The 18,477-nt window shown below is 68.2% G+C and carries 18 protein-coding genes; 7 read left to right on the forward strand and 11 right to left on the reverse strand.

All coding sequences use genetic code 11. From position 1 onward, the window contains the following. Nucleotides 1–4 precede the first annotated feature (4 nt). Complete coding sequence (locus B7438_RS08125) at nucleotides 5–2,581, reverse strand: LuxR C-terminal-related transcriptional regulator (protein WP_179150760.1); 2,577 nt, start codon at nucleotides 2,579–2,581, stop codon at nucleotides 5–7. Between the two features lie 189 nt (nucleotides 2,582–2,770). Between B7438_RS08125 and B7438_RS08130 the strand changes: the two genes are divergently transcribed. The 4 genes from B7438_RS08130 to B7438_RS08140 all read left to right on the forward strand — a co-directional run bounded on the left by B7438_RS08130 (nucleotide 2,771) and on the right by B7438_RS08140 (nucleotide 4,013). Then, a complete protein-coding gene (locus B7438_RS08130; protein WP_085369043.1) occupies nucleotides 2,771–2,983 on the forward strand; it encodes a hypothetical protein in 213 nt (70 codons plus the stop codon). 117 nt (nucleotides 2,984–3,100) lie between these two features. After that, nucleotides 3,101–3,232: a hypothetical protein gene (locus B7438_RS20820; protein WP_256921924.1), complete on the forward strand. Its 132-nt coding sequence runs from the start codon at nucleotides 3,101–3,103 to the stop codon at nucleotides 3,230–3,232. Next, complete coding sequence (locus B7438_RS08135; protein ID WP_085369044.1) at nucleotides 3,229–3,630, forward strand: hypothetical protein; 402 nt, start codon at nucleotides 3,229–3,231, stop codon at nucleotides 3,628–3,630. The genes B7438_RS20820 and B7438_RS08135 overlap by 4 nt, the downstream gene beginning before the upstream one ends. Before the next feature lie 2 nt (nucleotides 3,631–3,632). Further along, on the forward strand, nucleotides 3,633–4,013 hold the full coding sequence (locus B7438_RS08140; protein ID WP_085369106.1) for an SHOCT domain-containing protein: 381 nt from the start codon (nucleotides 3,633–3,635) through the stop codon (nucleotides 4,011–4,013). On the opposite strand, the gene B7438_RS08145 is transcribed toward B7438_RS08140, so the two are convergent. After that, nucleotides 4,010–4,675, reverse strand: coding sequence for a winged helix-turn-helix transcriptional regulator (locus B7438_RS08145; protein WP_085369045.1), 666 nt, complete (start codon nucleotides 4,673–4,675; stop codon nucleotides 4,010–4,012). The genes B7438_RS08140 and B7438_RS08145 overlap by 4 nt on opposite strands. Nucleotides 4,676–4,753: 78 nt before the next feature. Between B7438_RS08145 and B7438_RS08150 the strand changes: the two genes are divergently transcribed. Further along, on the forward strand, nucleotides 4,754–6,259 hold the full coding sequence (locus tag B7438_RS08150; RefSeq protein WP_085369046.1) for a DHA2 family efflux MFS transporter permease subunit: 1,506 nt from the start codon (nucleotides 4,754–4,756) through the stop codon (nucleotides 6,257–6,259). Nucleotides 6,260–6,305: 46 nt separating this feature from the next. On the opposite strand, the gene B7438_RS08155 is transcribed toward B7438_RS08150, so the two are convergent. Then, entirely contained in the window at nucleotides 6,306–6,707 is a 402-nt protein-coding gene (locus B7438_RS08155) for a glyoxalase/bleomycin resistance/extradiol dioxygenase family protein (protein WP_085369047.1), read from the reverse strand. A 127-nt stretch (nucleotides 6,708–6,834) separates the two neighbouring features. Between B7438_RS08155 and B7438_RS08160 the strand changes: the two genes are divergently transcribed. Then, nucleotides 6,835–7,296, forward strand: a complete 462-nt coding sequence (locus B7438_RS08160) for a pyridoxamine 5'-phosphate oxidase family protein (RefSeq protein WP_085369048.1) — start codon at nucleotides 6,835–6,837, stop codon at nucleotides 7,294–7,296. A gap of 57 nt (nucleotides 7,297–7,353) precedes the next feature. Here the strand turns inward: B7438_RS08160 and mmsB are convergent, their stop codons facing one another. From mmsB to chvE, 3 genes are all read right to left on the reverse strand, one after another. Next, on the reverse strand, nucleotides 7,354–8,529 hold the full coding sequence (mmsB, locus tag B7438_RS08165; RefSeq protein ID WP_085369049.1) for a multiple monosaccharide ABC transporter permease: 1,176 nt from the start codon (nucleotides 8,527–8,529) through the stop codon (nucleotides 7,354–7,356). Continuing rightward, the gene (gene mmsA / locus B7438_RS08170; protein WP_085369050.1) at nucleotides 8,526–10,070 is read right to left on the reverse strand and encodes a multiple monosaccharide ABC transporter ATP-binding protein; all 1,545 of its coding nucleotides are present in this window, start codon (nucleotides 10,068–10,070) and stop codon (nucleotides 8,526–8,528) included. The genes mmsB and mmsA overlap by 4 nt, the downstream gene beginning before the upstream one ends. Nucleotides 10,071–10,144: 74 nt before the next feature. Next, nucleotides 10,145–11,272: a multiple monosaccharide ABC transporter substrate-binding protein gene (gene chvE / locus B7438_RS08175; protein WP_281727771.1), complete on the reverse strand. Its 1,128-nt coding sequence runs from the start codon at nucleotides 11,270–11,272 to the stop codon at nucleotides 10,145–10,147. Between the two features lie 365 nt (nucleotides 11,273–11,637). Between chvE and B7438_RS08180 the strand changes: the two genes are divergently transcribed. Beyond that, nucleotides 11,638–12,666, forward strand: a complete 1,029-nt coding sequence (locus B7438_RS08180) for a LacI family DNA-binding transcriptional regulator (RefSeq protein ID WP_085369051.1) — start codon at nucleotides 11,638–11,640, stop codon at nucleotides 12,664–12,666. Between the two features lie 46 nt (nucleotides 12,667–12,712). Here B7438_RS08180 and B7438_RS08185 read toward each other — a convergent pair whose 3' ends face one another. The 5 genes from B7438_RS08185 to B7438_RS08205 all read right to left on the reverse strand — a co-directional run bounded on the left by B7438_RS08185 (nucleotide 12,713) and on the right by B7438_RS08205 (nucleotide 18,439). Further along, nucleotides 12,713–13,723 (reverse strand): glycosyltransferase family 1 protein, encoded by a 1,011-nt coding sequence (locus B7438_RS08185; protein WP_143465724.1) that lies wholly within the window; start codon nucleotides 13,721–13,723, stop codon nucleotides 12,713–12,715. After that, nucleotides 13,720–14,592, reverse strand: a complete 873-nt coding sequence (locus B7438_RS08190; RefSeq protein ID WP_085369053.1) for a glycosyltransferase family 2 protein — start codon at nucleotides 14,590–14,592, stop codon at nucleotides 13,720–13,722. The genes B7438_RS08185 and B7438_RS08190 overlap by 4 nt, the downstream gene beginning before the upstream one ends. Beyond that, complete coding sequence (locus tag B7438_RS08195) at nucleotides 14,568–15,683, reverse strand: glycosyltransferase (protein ID WP_085369054.1); 1,116 nt, start codon at nucleotides 15,681–15,683, stop codon at nucleotides 14,568–14,570. The genes B7438_RS08190 and B7438_RS08195 overlap by 25 nt, the downstream gene beginning before the upstream one ends. 180 nt (nucleotides 15,684–15,863) lie before the next feature. Next, nucleotides 15,864–16,973 carry a polysaccharide pyruvyl transferase family protein gene (locus tag B7438_RS08200; RefSeq protein WP_085369055.1) on the reverse strand — a complete coding sequence of 370 codons (1,110 nt, stop codon included), beginning with the start codon at nucleotides 16,971–16,973 and terminating at the stop codon, nucleotides 15,864–15,866. Then, nucleotides 16,970–18,439, reverse strand: a complete 1,470-nt coding sequence (locus B7438_RS08205; protein ID WP_085369056.1) for an oligosaccharide flippase family protein — start codon at nucleotides 18,437–18,439, stop codon at nucleotides 16,970–16,972. Before B7438_RS08205 ends, B7438_RS08200 begins: the two co-directional genes overlap by 4 nt. Nucleotides 18,440–18,477: the final 38 nt, after the last annotated feature.

Below are 18,477 nucleotides of genomic sequence, written 5' to 3' on the forward strand. Positions count from 1 at the left end.
AACGTCAGCGCGACGCCTCGAGCACGGTCGCCGCTCTGTCGATCAACCCGTACTGCGTCGCCTTCGCAATGGCGTCGCGGCGATTGGCCACGCCCAGCTTGCGATAGATGTGCGCCATGTGCGTCTTCACGGTGTTCACCGAGATGACGAACCTCGCCGCCAGCTCGGTGTTGGTCAGCCGGGTGGGCAGCAGGGCGATCAGCTCCAGCTCGCGACCGGTGAACGCTCCGGCCGGTTCGAGCTCGCCGGACGCATCCGGATGGTCGCCGGCTGCAGCGAGCACGGCGAGGCAGGTGGGGTGGAACAGCCCGTCGGCCAGGTGCTCCACGCGCCGGACGACCACCGTGCCTGCCTGGAGGAAGACCCGGACGAGCCCGTGCCTGTCCGCGATGTCCATCGCCTCGGACAGCAGACCGTCCGCCCTGTCGTCCAGCCCGACAGCCGCCGAGCACCACGACTCGAGGATGAGCGCCCTTGCCTTGCCGAGCGGTTCGGCAGCATCCGGCAGGTCGGAGAGATGCCGTACGAACTCCCTGGCCGCATCCGGATGCCCGAGTGCGAGCTCAGCCGCCGCCTCCTCGAACACCACGGACGTGGTGGTCACGCGGGAGCGGTCCGAGAGTCTCCTCGCGCCGTCCGGCGCCCCGCTCAGCCGGAGCGACCTGCTCTGCCTGGCGAGGAGGCGGTCGGCGACGACCGGCGGCGACGGACCCGTCGGCGGCCCGGGGAGCCTGTCGTTCTCCGCCAGGTCGACCACGTCGCAGATCGCCGCGTATGCGACCCAGGAGAGCTGGCGGCGACCGGTCGCCGCGATGCGGGCGAGCCCCTCGCGGTATTCGGCCCTCGCACGGCCGGGCTCCACACGCTCGATCGCGGTCAGCGCCAGTGCGAGGTGCGCCTCCGCCGTGCTCGGATGCCGCCAGTTGTTCGTCTCGCGGGCGAGGGCGAGAGCGTCCTCTGCGTAGCGGTCGGCGATGCCGGTGCGGCCGCACCACGCACTCAGCAGGGCGAGCGAGCCGAGCACCGCGATGCGCCAGACGGAGTGCCCCGCGCCGTCCGTCGCGAGAGCCGCGGTGAGCCAGTGGCGGGCCTGGGCGAAGTTCCCGACGAGGAAGTGGGCGCGGCCGAGCGAGAGCATGGCGATCGTGGTCATGGCGTCGACGCCGGGAAGCCTGCTCGGCCTCTGCGCGTCCCCGATCCGCTCGATGGACGCCAGGGCCTGCTCCGCGCAGGCGATGGCCACCTCCGGCCGGTGCCCCCAGTGCACCAGCGCGGAGAGGAACGTCTGTGCGCAGGCCCGCTCGAACAGCGTGCTCTCCGGCCGGTCGGCGATGGCGCGCAGGCGGTTCTCCGCCAGACCGGCGTCCCCGCTCATCCCGGTGAGGATGCCCAGCAGCAGTTGCACATCCACCCGCTCGGCGAGCACGTCGGCGGGCAGCGCCCCCAGCCAGCGCGCGAGGGAGCCGACGTCCGCCGCCTCGATCGCCTCGACCGCCGAGTCGAGGATGACGTCGATCGCCCTCTCCCAGTCGTGCGCCCTGAGCAGGTACTCGACCGCGATGCCCTCGTCGCCGTGAGCACGGTGCCACGCGGCGGCGCCCTCCAGGATCCTGGCCTCCGTGCCCGGCGCCTCCGACCGCATCCGGTAGCGGAGCAGGTCGCGGAACAGCTGGTGGAACCGGAACCACTCGCGGGAGTCGCGCAGCGGCACGAGGAAGAGGGACTGGCGTTCGAGCCTGCCCATGAGGTCGGAGCTGCGCTCGCCCAGGCCGAGGTCGGAGAGCAGTTCGGCGCTGAAATAGTCGAGAGCGCACAGCTCGAACAGCGTCTCGCGGTCGCCGGGAGGCAGCGCGCCGAGCACTTCTCCCGTGAGGTAGTCGGCGACGAGCCGGTCCGAGCCGCCGAACTCGGCGATGAACTGGGTGGAGTCCCGGCGGAGCCGCAGGGTCATCGCGGCCATCTGGATGCCGGCCACCCACCCCTCCGTCCTGTCCAGCAGGGTCGCGACGCTCGCTCTGTCGAGTTCGCGCCCGGTGATCGCGGCCACCAGCTGCGCTGACTCGTCGTACGACATCGCGAACGCGGCCTGCCGCAGCTCGGGGACCTCGTAGCGCAGCCGAACGCCCGTCCACGCCACGGGAGAGTCGGAGCGGCTGGTGATCAGCAGGTGGATGTTGGGCGGCAGCAGCGCGACCGCCTCGCCCAGCTCGGCCAGCAGCGCCGGCTCGCTCAGGTGGTGCAGGTCTTCGAGGACGATCACGATCTGCGCCGTCGCGCTGAGCTTCGGGACGAGCGCCGTGACGAACCCGCGGCCGAACGGGGTCCCGGCACCCAGGACGATGGAGGCGATGTCGCCGCACGCCGGGCTGCTCTCGACCAGCGCGTCGATGAGGTGAGCGCCGAAGACGGTGGCGTCCCCGTCGGCCCCGACCACGTCCATCCAGGCGAAACAGACCTCGGGATGCGACTCGACCCACTGACTCACCAGCACCGATTTGCCCGAGCCGGCCTGGGCGACCAGCAGAGTCAGCGGGTGTTCGAGGGCGACATCGAGTTCATGCAGCAGCTGCGGTCTGTCCACAGCGTATGTCGGTACGTATCGGCCTGCGAGCATGTCGCCGCCCTCCTGGGGATCCTCTCAGTGTGGCACGCGGCGCTGCTCCCGGCCAGCGCAGGCATCACCCTCCGAGGATGATGACGCGAACGCCGGACGCGCGGATCATGAGGGGGACGTGACGATTCCGGCCGACGCCCGTTGGGAGGGTCAGCGGTGCACACCGAGGTTTTCGAGATCGTGGTGAAAGGCACACTGAGCCTTCCGCTGATCGAAGCGCTGGAAGGATTCACGGTCACCCGTGTCGAGGACGGCAACACGTACCTGCTCGGGGAGGTCCCCGACCAGGCACGGCTCCAGGGCGTGCTCGCGATGCTGGCCGACCTGACGGTGGAACTGATCTCGGTGAACAGGGTGGATCAGGTGTGAGAAGAAAAGGAGCGAGTAGACGGCCGATCTCATCCCCCGGGGGTGATGCCGCCCGAACCGTGCCCCACTACTTTCGGCACCATCAGTTCGCTCGAACTGCGGTCATCGGAGGAATCCATGTCACACATCGACCCGGCAGCGGTCAGCACTCCGGCAACGCACTCCATCGACATCACGGCGGCCCTGCAGAGCGCCGCGCCCGTCCAGCGGCCCACGAACGGCCAGGCAGCCAGAGGAGCGGCAGCATGACGACGGCCGACCGGAGCATGAACAGCTCCTGGGGCGTCTTCGCCTCCGTCGTGGTGCTGCTGTCCGGGCTGTTCAGCGTGCTCCAGGGCATCGTGGCGATCTTCGCACCCGACCCGTACTACGTGGTCTCGCACGGGACGCTGTTCATGCTCGACATCTCCGGATGGGGATGGTGGAACCTCATCATCGGCATCCTCATCGTCCTCACCGCCGGCGGCCTGTTCGCCGGTCAGACGTGGGCGCGGATCGTCGCCATCATCCTGGCCGTGCTGAGCGCGCTCGGCCAGCTGGTGCTCATCCCGGCCCAGCCGTGGTGGTCGGCGATCGTCATTGCAATGGACGTGCTCATCATCTACGCCGTGACAACCCACGGCGGTCGCCAGCACACGGAGGCATGATCATGAACTTCTGGGATTTCGTGGTGTATTCGTTCTGGATCTTCGTCTGGATCTCGTACCTGATGGTGCTCTTCTCGATCATCGCCGACATCTTCCGCGACCACGAGCTGAACGGCTGGCTGAAGGCGATCTGGATCATCTTCCTGGTCTTCGTGCCGTTCATCACCGCGCTGGTCTACCTCATCGCGCGCGGACCGAGCATGGCCCGCAGGAAGATGGCCGAGGTCCAGAGTGCGCAGGGGGAGACCGACGCGTACATCCGCACGGTCGCCTCCACGTCGTCGCCCGCCGATGAGATCGCGAAGGCGAAGACGTTGCTCGACAACGGGACCATCAGCCAGGCGGAGTTCGACTCGCTGAAGGCGCGCCTGCTGGCGGCTTAGGCTGCGTTCGGGCTGTACGGCACGCGCAGCGTCGCCGCGAACCGCTCGAACAGCGACGCATCGCCCTCGAGCTGCACCACGCCGGTCGCGACGGCCGTCGGCGCGTCCAGTTCGCCCGCCATCACGTCCCGGATCTGCGGGCCGGCCGTGATCACGAGGTCCGGCTGCTCCGCCGGGCCCTGACCGACTTCGATCGCGCCGTCGCGCATGACGACGTGCGCCTCGATGCCGCCGACGCGCACCGTGTACGCGCTGTCCCAGTCCTGCGGGACGACGCCGTCCCCTGCCGCCACCCGCAGTGCGGCCGTGATGGATGCGGTGGTGACGATCTCTCCGTCGCGCGGGGTCCGCATCCCTGCGGCTCCCCAGCGGGACAGGGCATCCAGCACCGGGCGCAGCTCGTCGCCGCGCGGCGTGAGCTCGTAGACGACGGAACGCTCGGCCCCCGACGGCGCCACGCGGGCGACGATCCCCTCGTCCTCCAGGTCTTTCAGCCGGGAGGCCAGGGTGTTGGTCGGGATGCCCGGGAGGCCGCTCGCCAGGTCGGAGTATCGGCGGGCCGCGACGCTGAGGTCGCGCAGGATGAGCAGCGTCCAGCGCTGGCCGACGATCTCCGCCGCGCGCGCCAGACCGCAGAACTGCCCGTAGTGCTGGTTCGTCATGAATGTCACTCTACCACTTGACTTCATTAATTGCAGTGTGCTTTATTTTTTGCAGCACCTCAATCAAGGGAGTTTGACATGACCGACACCATCGACCGGGCGGAGGCGACCACATCGTCGGCCACCGCTCCACAGGCCGCCGCCTCACAGGCCGAAGCTCCACTGGCCGCCCGCAATCGCACAGCGCTCGCCCTCCTCCTCGCCGCCGTCTTCGTCGTGTTCCTGAACGAGACGATGATGGGTGTCGCCCTTCCGCGCATCCAGGAATCCCTGCACATCGACGCGACGCAGGGGCAGTGGCTGACCACCGCGTTCGCACTCACGATGGCCGTGGTCATCCCGATCACCGGCTGGCTGATGCAGCGACTCGACACCCGTCCCGTCTTCACGGTCGCGATGTCGAGCTTCGCACTCGGCACACTGGTCGCCGCCCTCTCCCCCGCCTTCGAGCTGCTCGTGGTCGGTCGCGTCATCCAGGCGGTCGGCACCGCGATCATGATGCCGCTGATGATGACCACGGTGATGACGGTCGTGCCGGCCGACGACCGCGGACGGATCATGGGGCGCGTCTCGATCGTGATGTCGGTGGCGCCCGCCGTCGGTCCCATCGTCTCCGGCGCCCTCATCCAGGTGCTGCCGTGGCAGGGACTGTTCTGGGTGATGCTGCCAATCGCGCTGGTCATGCTCGCCATCGGCGTTCGCAAGGTGCCGAACGTCTCCGAGACCAGGAAGGTGCCCCTGGATGTGCTGTCGGTGATCCTGTCCGCCGTCGCGTTCTCCGCCCTGGTGTTCGGACTCAGCCAGATCGGCGCGGCAGCCGTCGGCGGGGCGGCGGTGCAGCCCTGGATCCCGGTCGCCGTCGGCCTTGTGACGCTCGGCTTCTTCGGCTGGCGGCAGCTCGTGCTGCAGCGCACGGACTCGGCCCTGCTCGACCTGCGCACGTTCCTCTCGCGCGACTTCGCGGTCTCCGTCTCGATGATGACCGCAGCGATGGTCGCCCTGTTCGGCGCGTTCATCGTGCTCCCCCAGTTCGCCAGGTACACGCTCGGCCTCGAACCGCTCTGGATCGGCGCGATCCTGCTCCCGGGCGGCCTCCTGATGGGCCTCGCCGGCCCGACCGTCGGCCGCCTCTACGACCGCTTCGGCCCGCGCCCGCTGGTCATCCCCGGCTCCATCGGCCTGGCCGTCGCGCTGTGGACCCTCGCCTTCGGGCTCGGCGAAGGGTCATCCTGGGTCGTGCTCCTCGGCGCCCACATCGTGCTGATGCTGTCGCTCGCGTTCCTCTTCACCCCCGCGTTCAGCGCATCCCTCGGCTCGCTCCCTCCCCGCCTCTACTCGCACGGCAGCGCGACCATCGCCACCCTGCAGCAGGTCGCGGGAGCCGCGGGGACCGCGATCTTCGTCGCCCTCTACGCCACAGGGGTGGCCTCCACGGCGAACGCCGACCCCGACCTGCCGTCGCCCGCCGCGGCTGCCGCGGGATCGCACCTCGCGTTCCTCGCGGGAGCCATCCTGTCGCTCGGGGTGATCGTGCTCGCCCTGTTCGTCCGGAAGCCCGCCACCGCGGAACAGCAGGCCGACTGACGGCCGTTCAGCCGTTCGTCACCGGCAGCGTGACACGTAAGTCGTCCTATTCGCCGAACGCGGCGTCGGCGGGCGGGTCGGACTCACCCTGCCAGAAGTTCCACCGGTAACCCCACGGGTCGACGATGGTGAAGGTGAGCGGCCCGTACGGTTGCTTCTGGACGGCGCTGATCGGAGCATTGCCGTCGGCCGCTGAGACGCGTGCCCGATAGGCGTCGATGTCATCGACATGCACGATGAGCAGAGCGCCGGCGCCCTCGCCGATACGCGGCGGCCGGCCCGAGACCGAGATACGGCTCTCCCCGACGAGGATGTCGGCCTCTTTGGTGGACGGCCCGCCCAGGCGCCAACGCGTCGACGGCCCGAACTCGAGCACCCGCTCGAGCCAGTCGAGTGCCGCATCCGCGTCCTCGTAATACAAGTAGGGAATCACTTCACCGAAGGCCATGGCATGCCCCTCTCGTCGCACCGATCCAAGCAGCGAACGCGCCACACGGCAATACTCCGCTGCGCAGGAGCAGCCGCCGGAGGCAGACTGAGTTCAGCCCCGCCGCCGAGCGAAGGAGAAGACGACCATGACCGACCGTCCCGCCATCGAGGGCATCCTCGCCGCCAACCGCTACTGCGTGATCGGGAGCACTGACGCATCCGGTGCGCCGTGGGTCACTCCAGTGTTCTTCGCTCCGCTCGACGCCGACCGGATCTGCTGGGTGTCGTCACCGGATGCGCGGCACTCGCGCAACATCGCGAGCAGGGCGGCGGTGGCGATCACGGTGTTCGACTCCACGGTCGCCGTCGGCAGTGCGGAAGCGGCGTACTTCGACGCAGAGGCGTCCCCGGTGGCCGCCGATCAGGTCGCGGCCGCGCTGCAGGCACTCAACCGGCGCCTGCCGGAGCAGAAGCAGCTGGAGCCGGCCGACCTCGAACCGGAGGGGCCGCTGGTGACGTATCAGGCGGTGGTGCGGCACCGGTACGTGCTGGTGCGCGGGGGCGACCCCGTGCACGGGAACACGCTGGACATGTCGCTCGAGGTGTGAACCACGGGTGGACGACGCCGTGAGGCCAGGAGCGTTCCCGCTCCTGGCCTCACCGGGTCACTGGCCGACCGAGCGGCGCTTGTTGTACACGTCGAACGCGACGGCGGCGAGCAGCACCAGGCCCTTGATGAGCAGCTGGTAGTCGCTGTCGACACCGAGGATCGACATCCCGTTGTTGAGGACACCGATGATCAGACCACCGATGATCGCGCCCGGGACGGTGCCGATGCCGCCGGTGACCGCTGCGCCTCCGATGAACACCGCCGAGATGGCATCGAGCTCGAAGCCGGTGCCCGCGCTCGGACTGGCCAGGTTGAGCCCCGCCGTGAACACGAGACCGGCGATCGCCGAGATCACGCCCATGTTCACGAACAGCAGGAACGTCACGCGCTTGGTCTTGACACCGGACAGCTGGGCCGCGGCCAGGTTGCCGCCGATCGCATAAATGTGGCGGCCGAACACCGAGCGGTTCATCACGGCCGTGTACCCGACCACGAGGGCGCCCAGGATGATCAGCACGATCGGCGTCCCGTTGTAGCTGGCGAGCAGCAGGGTGACGATCAGCACCAGCAGCACCAGGAAGACCACCTTGAGCACGAACCACCAGATCGGCTCGTCCTCGAGGTCGTACTTGCGGCGCACCAGACGCTGACGCACCGCGCTCGCGACGATCGCGATGGAGGCCAGCAGCCCCAGGATGAGCGTCAGCGGTTCGTACCCCGAGGTGCCGAAGGTGGGCAGGAAGCCGGAGCCGATCGCGCGGAACTCCTTCGGGAAGAACGAGATCTGCTGGTTGCCGAGGGCGATCTGCGCCGCACCGCGGAAGACGAGCATCCCGGCCAGCGTCACGATGAACGCCGGTATGCCGAAATAGGCGATCCAGTAGCCCTGCCAGGCGCCGACGATGGCGCCGAGCACGAGGCAGAGCACCACCGCGAGCGGCCACGGAAGGTGCCACTCCGAAATCATCACACCGGCCATCGCGCCGATGAACGCCACGACACTGCCGACCGAGAGGTCGATGTGGCCCGCGATGATGACCATCACCATGCCGACCGCGAGGATCAGGATGTAGCTGTTCTGGACGATGAGGTTGGAGACGTTGATCGGTGCGAGCGTGATGCCCGCCGTGGTGATCTGGAAGAACAACACGATCACGATCAGGGCGATGAACAGGCCGATCTGGCGGAGCTGACCTGTCAGATAGTTGAGGGCCGTGCTGAGGGCTTTCATGCTGTGGTCTTCTCGCGTTCCTGGGTCATGAGTTGCATGAGGTATTCGGCGGTTGCCTTCTCGCGGGGGACATCCGCCGTGATGCGGCCCTCGCTCAGGGTGTAGATCCGGTCGCAGATGCCGAGAAGCTCCGGCAGCTCGGACGAGATGACGATGATGCCTTTGCCCGCGTCGGCCAGCCGGTCGATGATCGTGTAGATCTCGTACTTGGCTCCGACGTCGATGCCGCGGGTCGGCTCGTCGAGGATGAGCACATCCGGATCGGCGTACATCCACTTGGAGAGCACGACCTTCTGCTGGTTGCCGCCGGACAGCTTGCCCGTCAGGGTCGACACGCTCGGCGTCTTGATGTTCATGCTTTTGCGGTAGTCGTCCGCGACCGCGCGCTCCTTGAGCTCGTTGACGAACTTGAGCCAGTCGACCAGCTTGTCGAGCGCCGCGATCGAGATGTTGCGCTGGATGTTGTCGATCAGGTTGAGCCCGTACCGCTTGCGGTCCTCGGTGGAGTATGCGATCCCGTTGGCGATGGCCTTCGAGACCGTGCTCACCGAGATCGGCTCCCCGCGCTTGTAGACCTGGCCACTGATGTTGACGCCGTAGCTGCGCCCGAACACGCTCATCGCCAGCTCGGTGCGTCCGGCGCCCATGAGTCCGGCGATGCCGACGATCTCGCCGGCGCGGACCATCAGGTTGGCGCCGTCGACCACCTTCCTGGCGCGGTCGAGCGGGTGGTGCACCGTCCAGTCCTCGATGCGCAGCAGCTCCTCGCCGATGTGCGGGACGTGGTCGGGGAACCTGCTCGCGACGTCGCGGCCGACCATCCCCTTGATGATGCGGTTCTCGCTCGGGTCGTCGCTGCGCATGTCCAGCGTCTCGATGGTCTGGCCGTCGCGGATGATCGTCACCTTGTCCGCGATCGCTTTGATCTCGTTGAGCTTGTGACTGATGATGATCGACGTGATGCCGTGATCCTTCAGCTGCCGGATGAGGTCGAGCAGGTGGGCGGAATCGTCGTCGTTGAGCGCGGCGGTCGGCTCGTCCAGGATCAGGATGCGCACCTCCTTGGAGAGCGCCTTCGCGATCTCGACGAGCTGCTGCTTGCCGACCCCGATGTCCTTGATCTTGGTGATCGGGTTGTCGCGCAGGCCGACGCGTCGCAGCAGCTTGCCCGCTTCGACGTTGGTCTCGTTCCAGTCGATGAACCCGCCGCGCTGCCGCTCGTTGCCGAGGTAGATGTTCTCGGCGATCGAGAGGTACGGCGACAGTGCCAGCTCCTGGTGGATGATGACGATGCCTGCCGCTTCGGAGTCGTTGATCGACTTGAACTCGACCGGCTCTCCGTTCAGGAGGATCTCACCGTCGAAGGTGCCGTGCGGGTACACGCCGGACAGCACCTTCATCAGCGTCGATTTGCCTGCGCCGTTCTCACCGCAGATCGCGTGGACGGTACCTTCCTCGATGGAGATCGAGACATCCTGGAGGGCTTTCACCCCCGGGAAGGTTTTCGAGATGCCCCGCATCTCGAGGATCGTGTCGGACATGGTCTCCCTTGTTTCTTCGCGAGAGGGTGGGCGCGGCTGTGGCGCCGCGCCCACCCCTGTTCATGCCCTGCGGGCTACTTCAGGTCGGATTCCTTGTAGTAACCGCTGTCGACGAGGACCTTCTGGTAGTTGTCCTTGGTCACGACGACCGGCTGGAAGAGGTAGCTCGGCACGACCTTGGTCTTGTTGTCGTAGCTCTTCGTGTCGTTGACCTCTGGCTTCTTGCCGGTGAGGATGTCGTTCGCCATCTTCGCGGCCTCGTTGGCGAGCTGGCGGGTGTCCTTGTAGATCGTCGAGTACTGGGTTCCCGCGATGATCTGCTTGACGCTCGCCACCTCGGCGTCCTGCCCGGTGATGATCGGGAGTTTCTTGCCGCCCGATCCGTAGCCCGCGCCTTCCAGCGCGCTCAGGATGCCGTCGGAGAGTCCGTCGTACGGGGACAGCACGCCCTGCACGGCCGCTCCACCGGAGTACGACTTCGCGACGAGGTCCTGCATCCTGGCCTTGGCGGTCGCCGGGTCCCAGCGCAGGATGGCGACCTGGTTGAACGCGGTCTGGCCGCTGCCGACCTTCAGGGTGCCGTCGGCGATGTACGGCTTGAGGGTGTCCATCGCGCCGTTGTAGAAGAACGTCGCGTTGTTGTCGTCGGGGCTTCCGGCGAACACCTCGATGTTGAACGGGCCCTTGGCGCCGGTCTTCTTGCCGTCTGCGTCGAGCACGCCCAGACCGGTGAGCAGCGAGTTGGCCTGGTAGACGCCGACCTTGTAGTTGTCGAACGACACGTAGTAGTCGACGTTCTTGTCACCGGTCAGGAGGCGGTCGTACGAGATGACCTTGATGCCGGCCTTGGCTGCCGCATCCAGCTGGTCGGTGAGCGAACCACCGTCGATGGATGCGATGATCAGGACCTTCGCACCCTTGGTGATCATCGTGTTGACCTGCTGCACCTGGGTCGGGATGTCGTTGTTCGCGTACTCGAGGTCGACCTTGTATCCGTTCTTCTCGAGGTCGCTCTTCACCGCGTTGCCGTCGGCGATCCAGCGCTCGGACACCTTGGTCGGCATGGCGACGCCGACCAGGGCGCCCTTGTTGTCGCTGCTTCCTGCGTCGCCTCCGGTGCCCGGCCGGCCGCCGGAGCAGGCGGCCAGCATGACGGCGACGCCGATGGCGACGGCCCCGATCGCAATTCTCTTCAATCTCACTGTGATTCCCTTCGAGCAAGGTGGTGGCCCGGGCGCCCGTCGCGCGCGGTGTCCAGCAGGACCGGGGCGGTCAGCGTTGGGGAGAGGTGAAGCTCAGCGGCGTCATGGAGCAAATCGCTTCCTCGCAATCCGTCGTCCATCTGTGCGACTCCCTCGTCATCCGCTAGGTTGGTCCCAAATATGTGACCGGTCCCAGAACGGTAAGACGTTATGCCCCTTCTCCCCCAGGCGTCAAGCACCCCGACGCAATTCGCTCACGATCCGTGTGGTGGCGCGACCAGCAGGACAGCATCCACGCCCCCTAAGATCAGCAGCACACCGCGTGTGCAGACGGTCGCGTCGCACCGCCAGAACCCGGAGCGCGCATGACGGACAAAGTCGACGACGACTCTTCGCGCCCGCTGTCCATCCGCGACATCGCGCGGCTCGCCGGCGTCTCCCGGCAGACGGTCTCCCGGGTGCTCAACGGCGAGCGCTACATCAAGCCGTCCACCGAGGCGCAGGTGCGCAAAGTCATCGACGACCTCGCCTGGCGGCCGAACAGCGCCGCCCGCGCGCTCGCCACCTCCCGGTTCACGACCATCGGCGTCGTGGTCACGGCGCGTTCGCACTACGGGCCGTTCAGCGCGGCGGCCGCCGTCGACCAGGCCGCCAGGGCCCGCGGCTACGCCATCGTCTCTGCCACGCTCGCCCGCGAGGACGAGCAGAGCCTCGCGGCGGCGCTCGACACGTTCCTCGCCCATGGCGTGGACGGCGTGGTGATGATCGCCCCGCAGCAGCGCGCCCACGAAGCCCTGCAGCGCGTCTCCATCCGGGTGCCGTTCATCAGCCTGCAGTGGCGGGATGCCCCCGGCGAACGCGTGGTGGCCTTCGACCAGCGGGAGGGCGCCCGCCTCGCCACCCGCCACCTGCTCGAACTGGGCCACTCGCGCATCCTGCACCTGGCCGGTCCGCAGGACTGGAACGAGGCGGAGGAGAGGATGCACGGCTTCCTCGAAGAGATGTCGGCCTGGGACATCGCACCTCCACCGCCTGCCCTCGGCGACTGGACCTCCGACCTCGGCTACGACGTCGGCCTCAAGCTGCTGCGCCCGCGCGACTACACGGCGGTGTTCGCCTCCAACGACCAGATGGCCCTCGGCCTCATCCACGCCGCCGCCGACCTCGGCCTCTCCGTCCCCGGCGATCTGAGCGTGGTCGGCTTCGACGACATCCCGGAGGCCAAACACTTCAGCCCGCCGCTCACGACCGTCCGCCAGGACTTCAGCCTCCTCGGCGCGGTCGCGATCGACCTCCTGCTCGCCGAGATCGAAGGCACGAGCCCGCCGGACCGTCCGGAATTCCCGGTGCCGGAGCTGATCGTGCGCGGGAGCACGGTGCCGCCGAGGCGGTAGGCGGGCGGCCACACAGCGCCTGCCCCTGCCTTCGTCGCGAGCGCGGTCAGCTGCAGAGACTCGTGGCGAACTCGTGGAGCGCCTCCGCGCTGGCCTCCCAGCTGAAGCGCCGGCTGGACAGGTCGGAGATCGGCTCCGCATCCAGGTCGTGCATCGCCCGCGCCATCGCGGCAGCGTCGCGCGGCGGTGCGTAGAGCGCGTCGCCGCCGCACGCCCACCGCAGAGCAGGGATGTCCGAGGCCAGGAGGCGCCCGCCCGCCGCGAGCGCCTCCACCGCCGGGAGCCCGAACCCTTCATCGAGACTGAGCAGCAGCACCCGGCCGGCGGCCGCGTACAGGGCAGCCAGGGTCACATCGTCGACGTAGCCCAACTGCCGGATGTCCGGTGCCTCGCGCACCGGGTCGGTTCCGGCGAAGACGTGCGCGGCCTGTCCACCGACGAGCACGAGCGGATGTCCGAGGCGCCACTCCTCCGGCAGGGAGCGGTACGCCTGGATGATCGTCCGAAGGTTCTTCCGCGGGTCGGTGCTCGCCACCGCGAGGAGGAAGGTTCCCGGCACCAGACCGAAGCGCTCGGAGACCGCGCCGGGCGCACCATCGGGGACGGAACGGAAAACGTCGGCCGCAGCGTTCGGAACGATCCGGATGGGCGTGCCAGGACCGACGAGCTCGCGCACTCTCTCGGCTGTCGGCTCGGACACCGCCACGATCCCGCGAGCGGATCGCAGCTGCGCGCGGAGGATCGGAGCGTGCGTCCAGCCGTATTTCCTGCTGTACCACTCCGGGTGATCCAGGACGAACAGGTCGTGCACCACGAGGATCTGTCGTGACGACCAGATCGGTCCCCTGCTGGTCAGGGTGACCAGGAGGTCGTCGCGCCGAAGCCTCGCCGAGACGCTCTGCGACCAGAGCCACGCGGAGACGGGATGCCGCTGGGCACGGGAGGAGGGGGCGAGCTCCCTCCACGGAAGTCGAGCAGCGAGTTCGGACGCATACCGCTGCTGACCGGTGACGACCTGCCCGCGGAAAGCGCCGTTGACGATGACCGACACGGTCACCCTCGAATCGCGAGCATCGTGGGGCGCTGGAGATGGCCGGTGAACCGGCCGAGCCGCGTCGCCAGCTTCAGCGCTGAACCGAACGGGAGTTGGACGACCGCCGCTGCGACACCGCCGGCCTCCCGCACGAGGTCCCGGACGGTCCACCGGGCGCCGGCGTGCGCGTGACGCTTCAAGAGTTCCGGGTCGCTTGCGGCATCGGCGCGCCCCTGCAGGAAGAGAGCGGCGAACGTCTCGCGACGACGACAGTGGATGATCGCATCCGGCGCGAAGCCGAGTCGGCGACCAGCCGCGATGGCGCGCCAGGAGAAGTCGACGTCCTCACTCCGAGGCAACGCCTCGTCGAAGCCGCCGAGCTCGTCGAGCGCCTCCCGTGTCACGCCGAGGTTTCCGCTCGGGACGAAGGAGAGATGCGAGAACTTCGACGGTAGCCCGGTGACAGCGATGCGCCCCCAGCTGCCCAGCCGAGGCGGGTTCAGTCGATCGAACTCCAGCATTCCGCCCACGATGTCCGCGTCTCCGAGCCCGTCGACCATCGCGGTGACCCATCCGGGGCTCGCCACGTCGTCGGCGTCGCAGAACAGGATCAGCTCACCGGACGCTGCGCGCCACCCGGCGTTTCTGGCATGGCTCGGCCCCGCGACGGCCGACGAGTCGATCACGCGAAGCTCGACCCCGCGCGGCAGCCGGAGGTCGCTCAGCCCGGGAACCGGGCCGGCATTGCAGCTGAGGACGAGCTCGAACCTGTGCTGTCCGGCTTGCGCGCTGAGGGCATCCAGTTGCGCCGGCAGGTGCTCGATGTTCGGCCCCACCGGCACTACGACACTGATCGTGCGACGCGTCATCATGCGGACGTCGGGCTCATCCACGCGCGGATCGCCTCCTCGAAGCGAGCGGTGTCGAACGTCCTGGCGTGAGCGCGGGCAGCGTCCGAGTTCAGACCGGCGGCCTCCTCCACGGCCTGCCTGAGCAGGCTCCTGTCGTCGAAATCGCGCACGGCCACCCCGGTGACCCCGTCGACGACCGACTCGGAGGTGCCCCCGATCGCGTTGATCACCACCGGGGTTCCGAGAGCCATCGCCTCCACCGGCATGATCCCGAAGTCTTCGATGGCGGGGAAGACGTAGACGGAGGCCCGCTGCATGAGCGCCGCGAGCAGGGCATCGGAGGGGGCGCGAACGAACTGGGTCGGGACTCCCGACTGCTGGGCGCGAGCGCGCAGGCGGTGCTCCTCCGGCCCGGAGCCGGCGATCACCACCGGAGTATTCGAGGCCCGACCTGCCTCGATCACGAGATCGAGGCGCTTGTAGCTCACGAATCGCGAGGCGCCGAGCACGTATTCGGCGGGCAGCGCGTCGAGAATGCGCTGCTCCGACCCGTTCAGCCTCGAACGCCAATCGGTGGTCGCCTGCAATCGCGCGACGTCGACGGGAGGGTGGGTGACGGTCGCATCCGTGCCCCAGCTGTCCTGGATGCGCGTGCGAACGAAGTTGCTGTTCGCCGCGATGTTGACGTTCGCCCGTGCACGCCGGACGTCCAGGGGCTTGAAGAGCGGAGCAGTGGCCCGCACCAGGGGGCTGCGCCCGCGCTGATCGAGGTCGGGCGACCAGATATAGCGTGCCGGGGTGTGCACGTAGACGAACTTCCGTTCGGCCGGAACGGTGGAGATCTTGGCGTGGTGGGCGAACAGGTGGGAGCTGACGAGCGCCCAGTCGTACTCGACCCTCCCGCGCATCCTGCGCCAGACGAAGGGCATCGCCGGCATCGCCAGGGCCTTGTTGCGGCGCAACGGCGTTCGCGACAGCGCGCTCTCGGCGACCCGGCGACCGGGGAACCGCTCTGGCGCATCGTTCCAGAGGCAGAACAGGTCTGCCGATGGATACATGTCGGCGAACGAGTCGAGTACCCGCTCGGCACCTCCGACGCGCTCGATCCACTCGTGCGCGATGAGGCCTGTCATGCGTCCCGCCGGCGGAGAGGGTCGCCAGACAGCGTGAAGAGAGTGCCGGTAGTGGCGTACATGAAAGCCTTCGTGATGCTTGCCCGACGGGTGGGCAAATGTTTAAGACATCACTACGTTAGTGATCAGACTTTACGCTTTCAACGCTTTGATTATGTATCGTTTTAGTATTCTGAAACGTTAGTCAGAGGTCAGTTCGGCGGCACTCACTGCACCGAAATCGGCCGCGCGCATCCGCAGCAACTCCTCGGTTGGAAGGCCGCCGGCCATCCACAGCCTGATGGCGTCAGCGGACCGGTCGAGCGCGTCTCCGAGGCGCTGGACGCTGGCACCGATCCGTGCCGACCGCTCCGAATCCAGGCTCTGCCGAAGCTCGGCGGCCAGCCGGTCCCCGGACACGCCGGGCTTGATCGCCGCACGCACGCCGGCCACGCTCAACCAGAAATCGTCACACTTGCTCGCGTACGCCAACGGCACGGCGGGGACTCCGGCGGCAACTGCCGCCACGACCCCGTGCAACCGCTCGGACACCATCAATCGACAGCGTGCGATCTCCGTCATCATGGCTCGAACATCGCCGTCGAAGCCGACGACTCGGGTGTCGGCGCCGAGAAGGTCTCGAAGTGCGTCCGTCACCGGCCTGTCGGCCGACGTCACCTCGAAGACGGTGACGGTCGCGCCGAGCTCGGTGGCGACACCGCGGACAGTTCGCGCGACCTCCGCCACGTCGAAGCGGCTCGTGCCCTCCGAGCCCAGGCAGAGGCCCACCGTGTTCAGCGGGCTGGACGTGACGTCGACGTGCCGAGGATAGAGCAGAGCCGGGTCACCCAGGACTGCGGTGGGCTCCCACTGGTCAGAGCACTCGAGGGCGGTCAGCGGGCCACGCACGCCGAAGAGAGCCACGTCGGGTTCGCGCTTCCAGGCCGCCCAATCGTGCGGCTGCCGACTCAGCAGGAAGCGATCCCCGCGCTCGGCGGCTCCCGCACCGGGCACGAGCGTTCCCGACGCACCGAACATCCGGCGAGCCAGCCGCGTATGCTCCGCCCACGTGCGAAAGCCGATGGTCGTGCCGCCGCCGAGCAGCACGAGTCGCTCACGCCCGGCAAGTCGCGTGCGCGCTCGAGCGTACTTCCCCGCTTCTTTCACGAGGTACCGGCCGAGGGTGAGCGGCGCCGTGACCTCCAGGCGATCGTGGAGAGCTGCACGCCACGAGTCATAGAGGAGCTCGTCTCCGAAGTTGTCGTTCCCTTGCCAGCCCAGGTAGATCAGGGATCGTCGGCCGTTGCTCATCGTGCATCCTCCGGTGTGGTGGTTTCGTCGTGCGTGCGCAGCGCGGTGAAGAGCCCGGCGACGGACCGCCGGGCAGGGCGGAGTGACGCGACGGTCAGCGCCCAGGCGACCAGCCCCGCCGACACCGTGCCGAGGAGGGCGAGTATCCCGGTGCCTGGCACGGCGCTGTCCGCGGCGAGCGCCGCAGCTCCCACAGTGATACTGGCGATCACGCCGGGAAGAAAGGGGACGAGGAGGTCGCCCGCTCTGGCGCACCCACTTCGATGGCAGGCGACCACCACGGCTGCCGCGGTGAGGAAGGCGGAGGCCACGACGCCGATCGCGATCCCGACCGTTCCGAATGGCGCGCCCACGGCGATCAGTGCGATCGTCCCCGCCGCCGTGCCGAGGGTGACGCGGGACTGCAGGCGCACCAGCCCGCAGGAGACGAGCACCCACGATGAGAGGAAGATCACCACGTTCGCCGCGCCCGCTATCGCCAGGATGCGGAAATACACGGAGGAACCGGCCCAGGCCGGACCGAAGAGCAGCAGGATGAGCCGGTCGGCCACGGCGGCCAACCCCACGAGGGCAGGGAGGACGCTCAGCCCGACGAGCGATGCCATCGAGCGGAGAGCCCGCCGGAATCGCTCAGGATTCGACCGCAACCGGCTCAGCGCGGGCAGCGCGACCCGCTGGAGTGGTGCGGCGATCTGGGACACGGGAAGAGCGACGAGCTGGGTCGCCTGCGCATACAGCCCGGTGGCCGCCGGCCCAGCAACAACCGAGACGGTCACGCGGTCGGCGTTCTGAGCGACGAATCGGAACAGCTGCGTGACCCCGGAGTGTCCGGCGAACACGAGGTCCGCGCGCAGCTGCGACAACGTCGCCGGGCGTCCTGGTTGCCAGCGACCCATGATCGCGAGGGTTGCCGCCAGGACACCGGCGGTGACGATCGCCTGGAGAACGAGGGCGTTCTCGGCCGCGCCGCCCGCCGCCGCCACGATCGCCGTCGCACAACCGACCACCGCGGCGAGCACGTCAGCCAGCGCAAGGCGCCGGAACGCGTGCCGACGGCCGAGCACAGCGGCCGGAATCGTCGCGACGCCGGCCAGCACGGGCACAGAACCGAGGAGCACCAGTGACAGTCCGGGAGCTCCGGTCGCCCACCACAGCACGAGGGAGGTGACGGAGCCGCCCACCATCCCGACGGCGATCGCGACGATATGCAGCGCACTGGTGACCGCGTTGTCGAAGCCTCCGCGCTGAATGACGACATTCGCGAGTCCAGAGGTCCGAATCACCTCGGCGAGCGTCGTGAACACCAGAACGATAGCGGCGAATCCGTACGCGGCCGGGCCCAGCGCTCTCGCGACGACGATGACCGTCACGAACTGCAGCAGGAAACGTCCCCAACTCGCCAGAGCAGTGACCATCCCGCCCCTGGCGGTCGTGCTGCGCAATGGAGTCTGCCCATCTGGGGTCATGGATTGAACACCCCAGTCGAAGTCATCACCCACTCAAT

The sequence above is a fragment of the Leifsonia sp. NCR5 genome (genome assembly GCF_002105485.1).
Classification (GTDB): Bacteria; Actinomycetota; Actinomycetes; order Actinomycetales; family Microbacteriaceae; genus Leifsonia.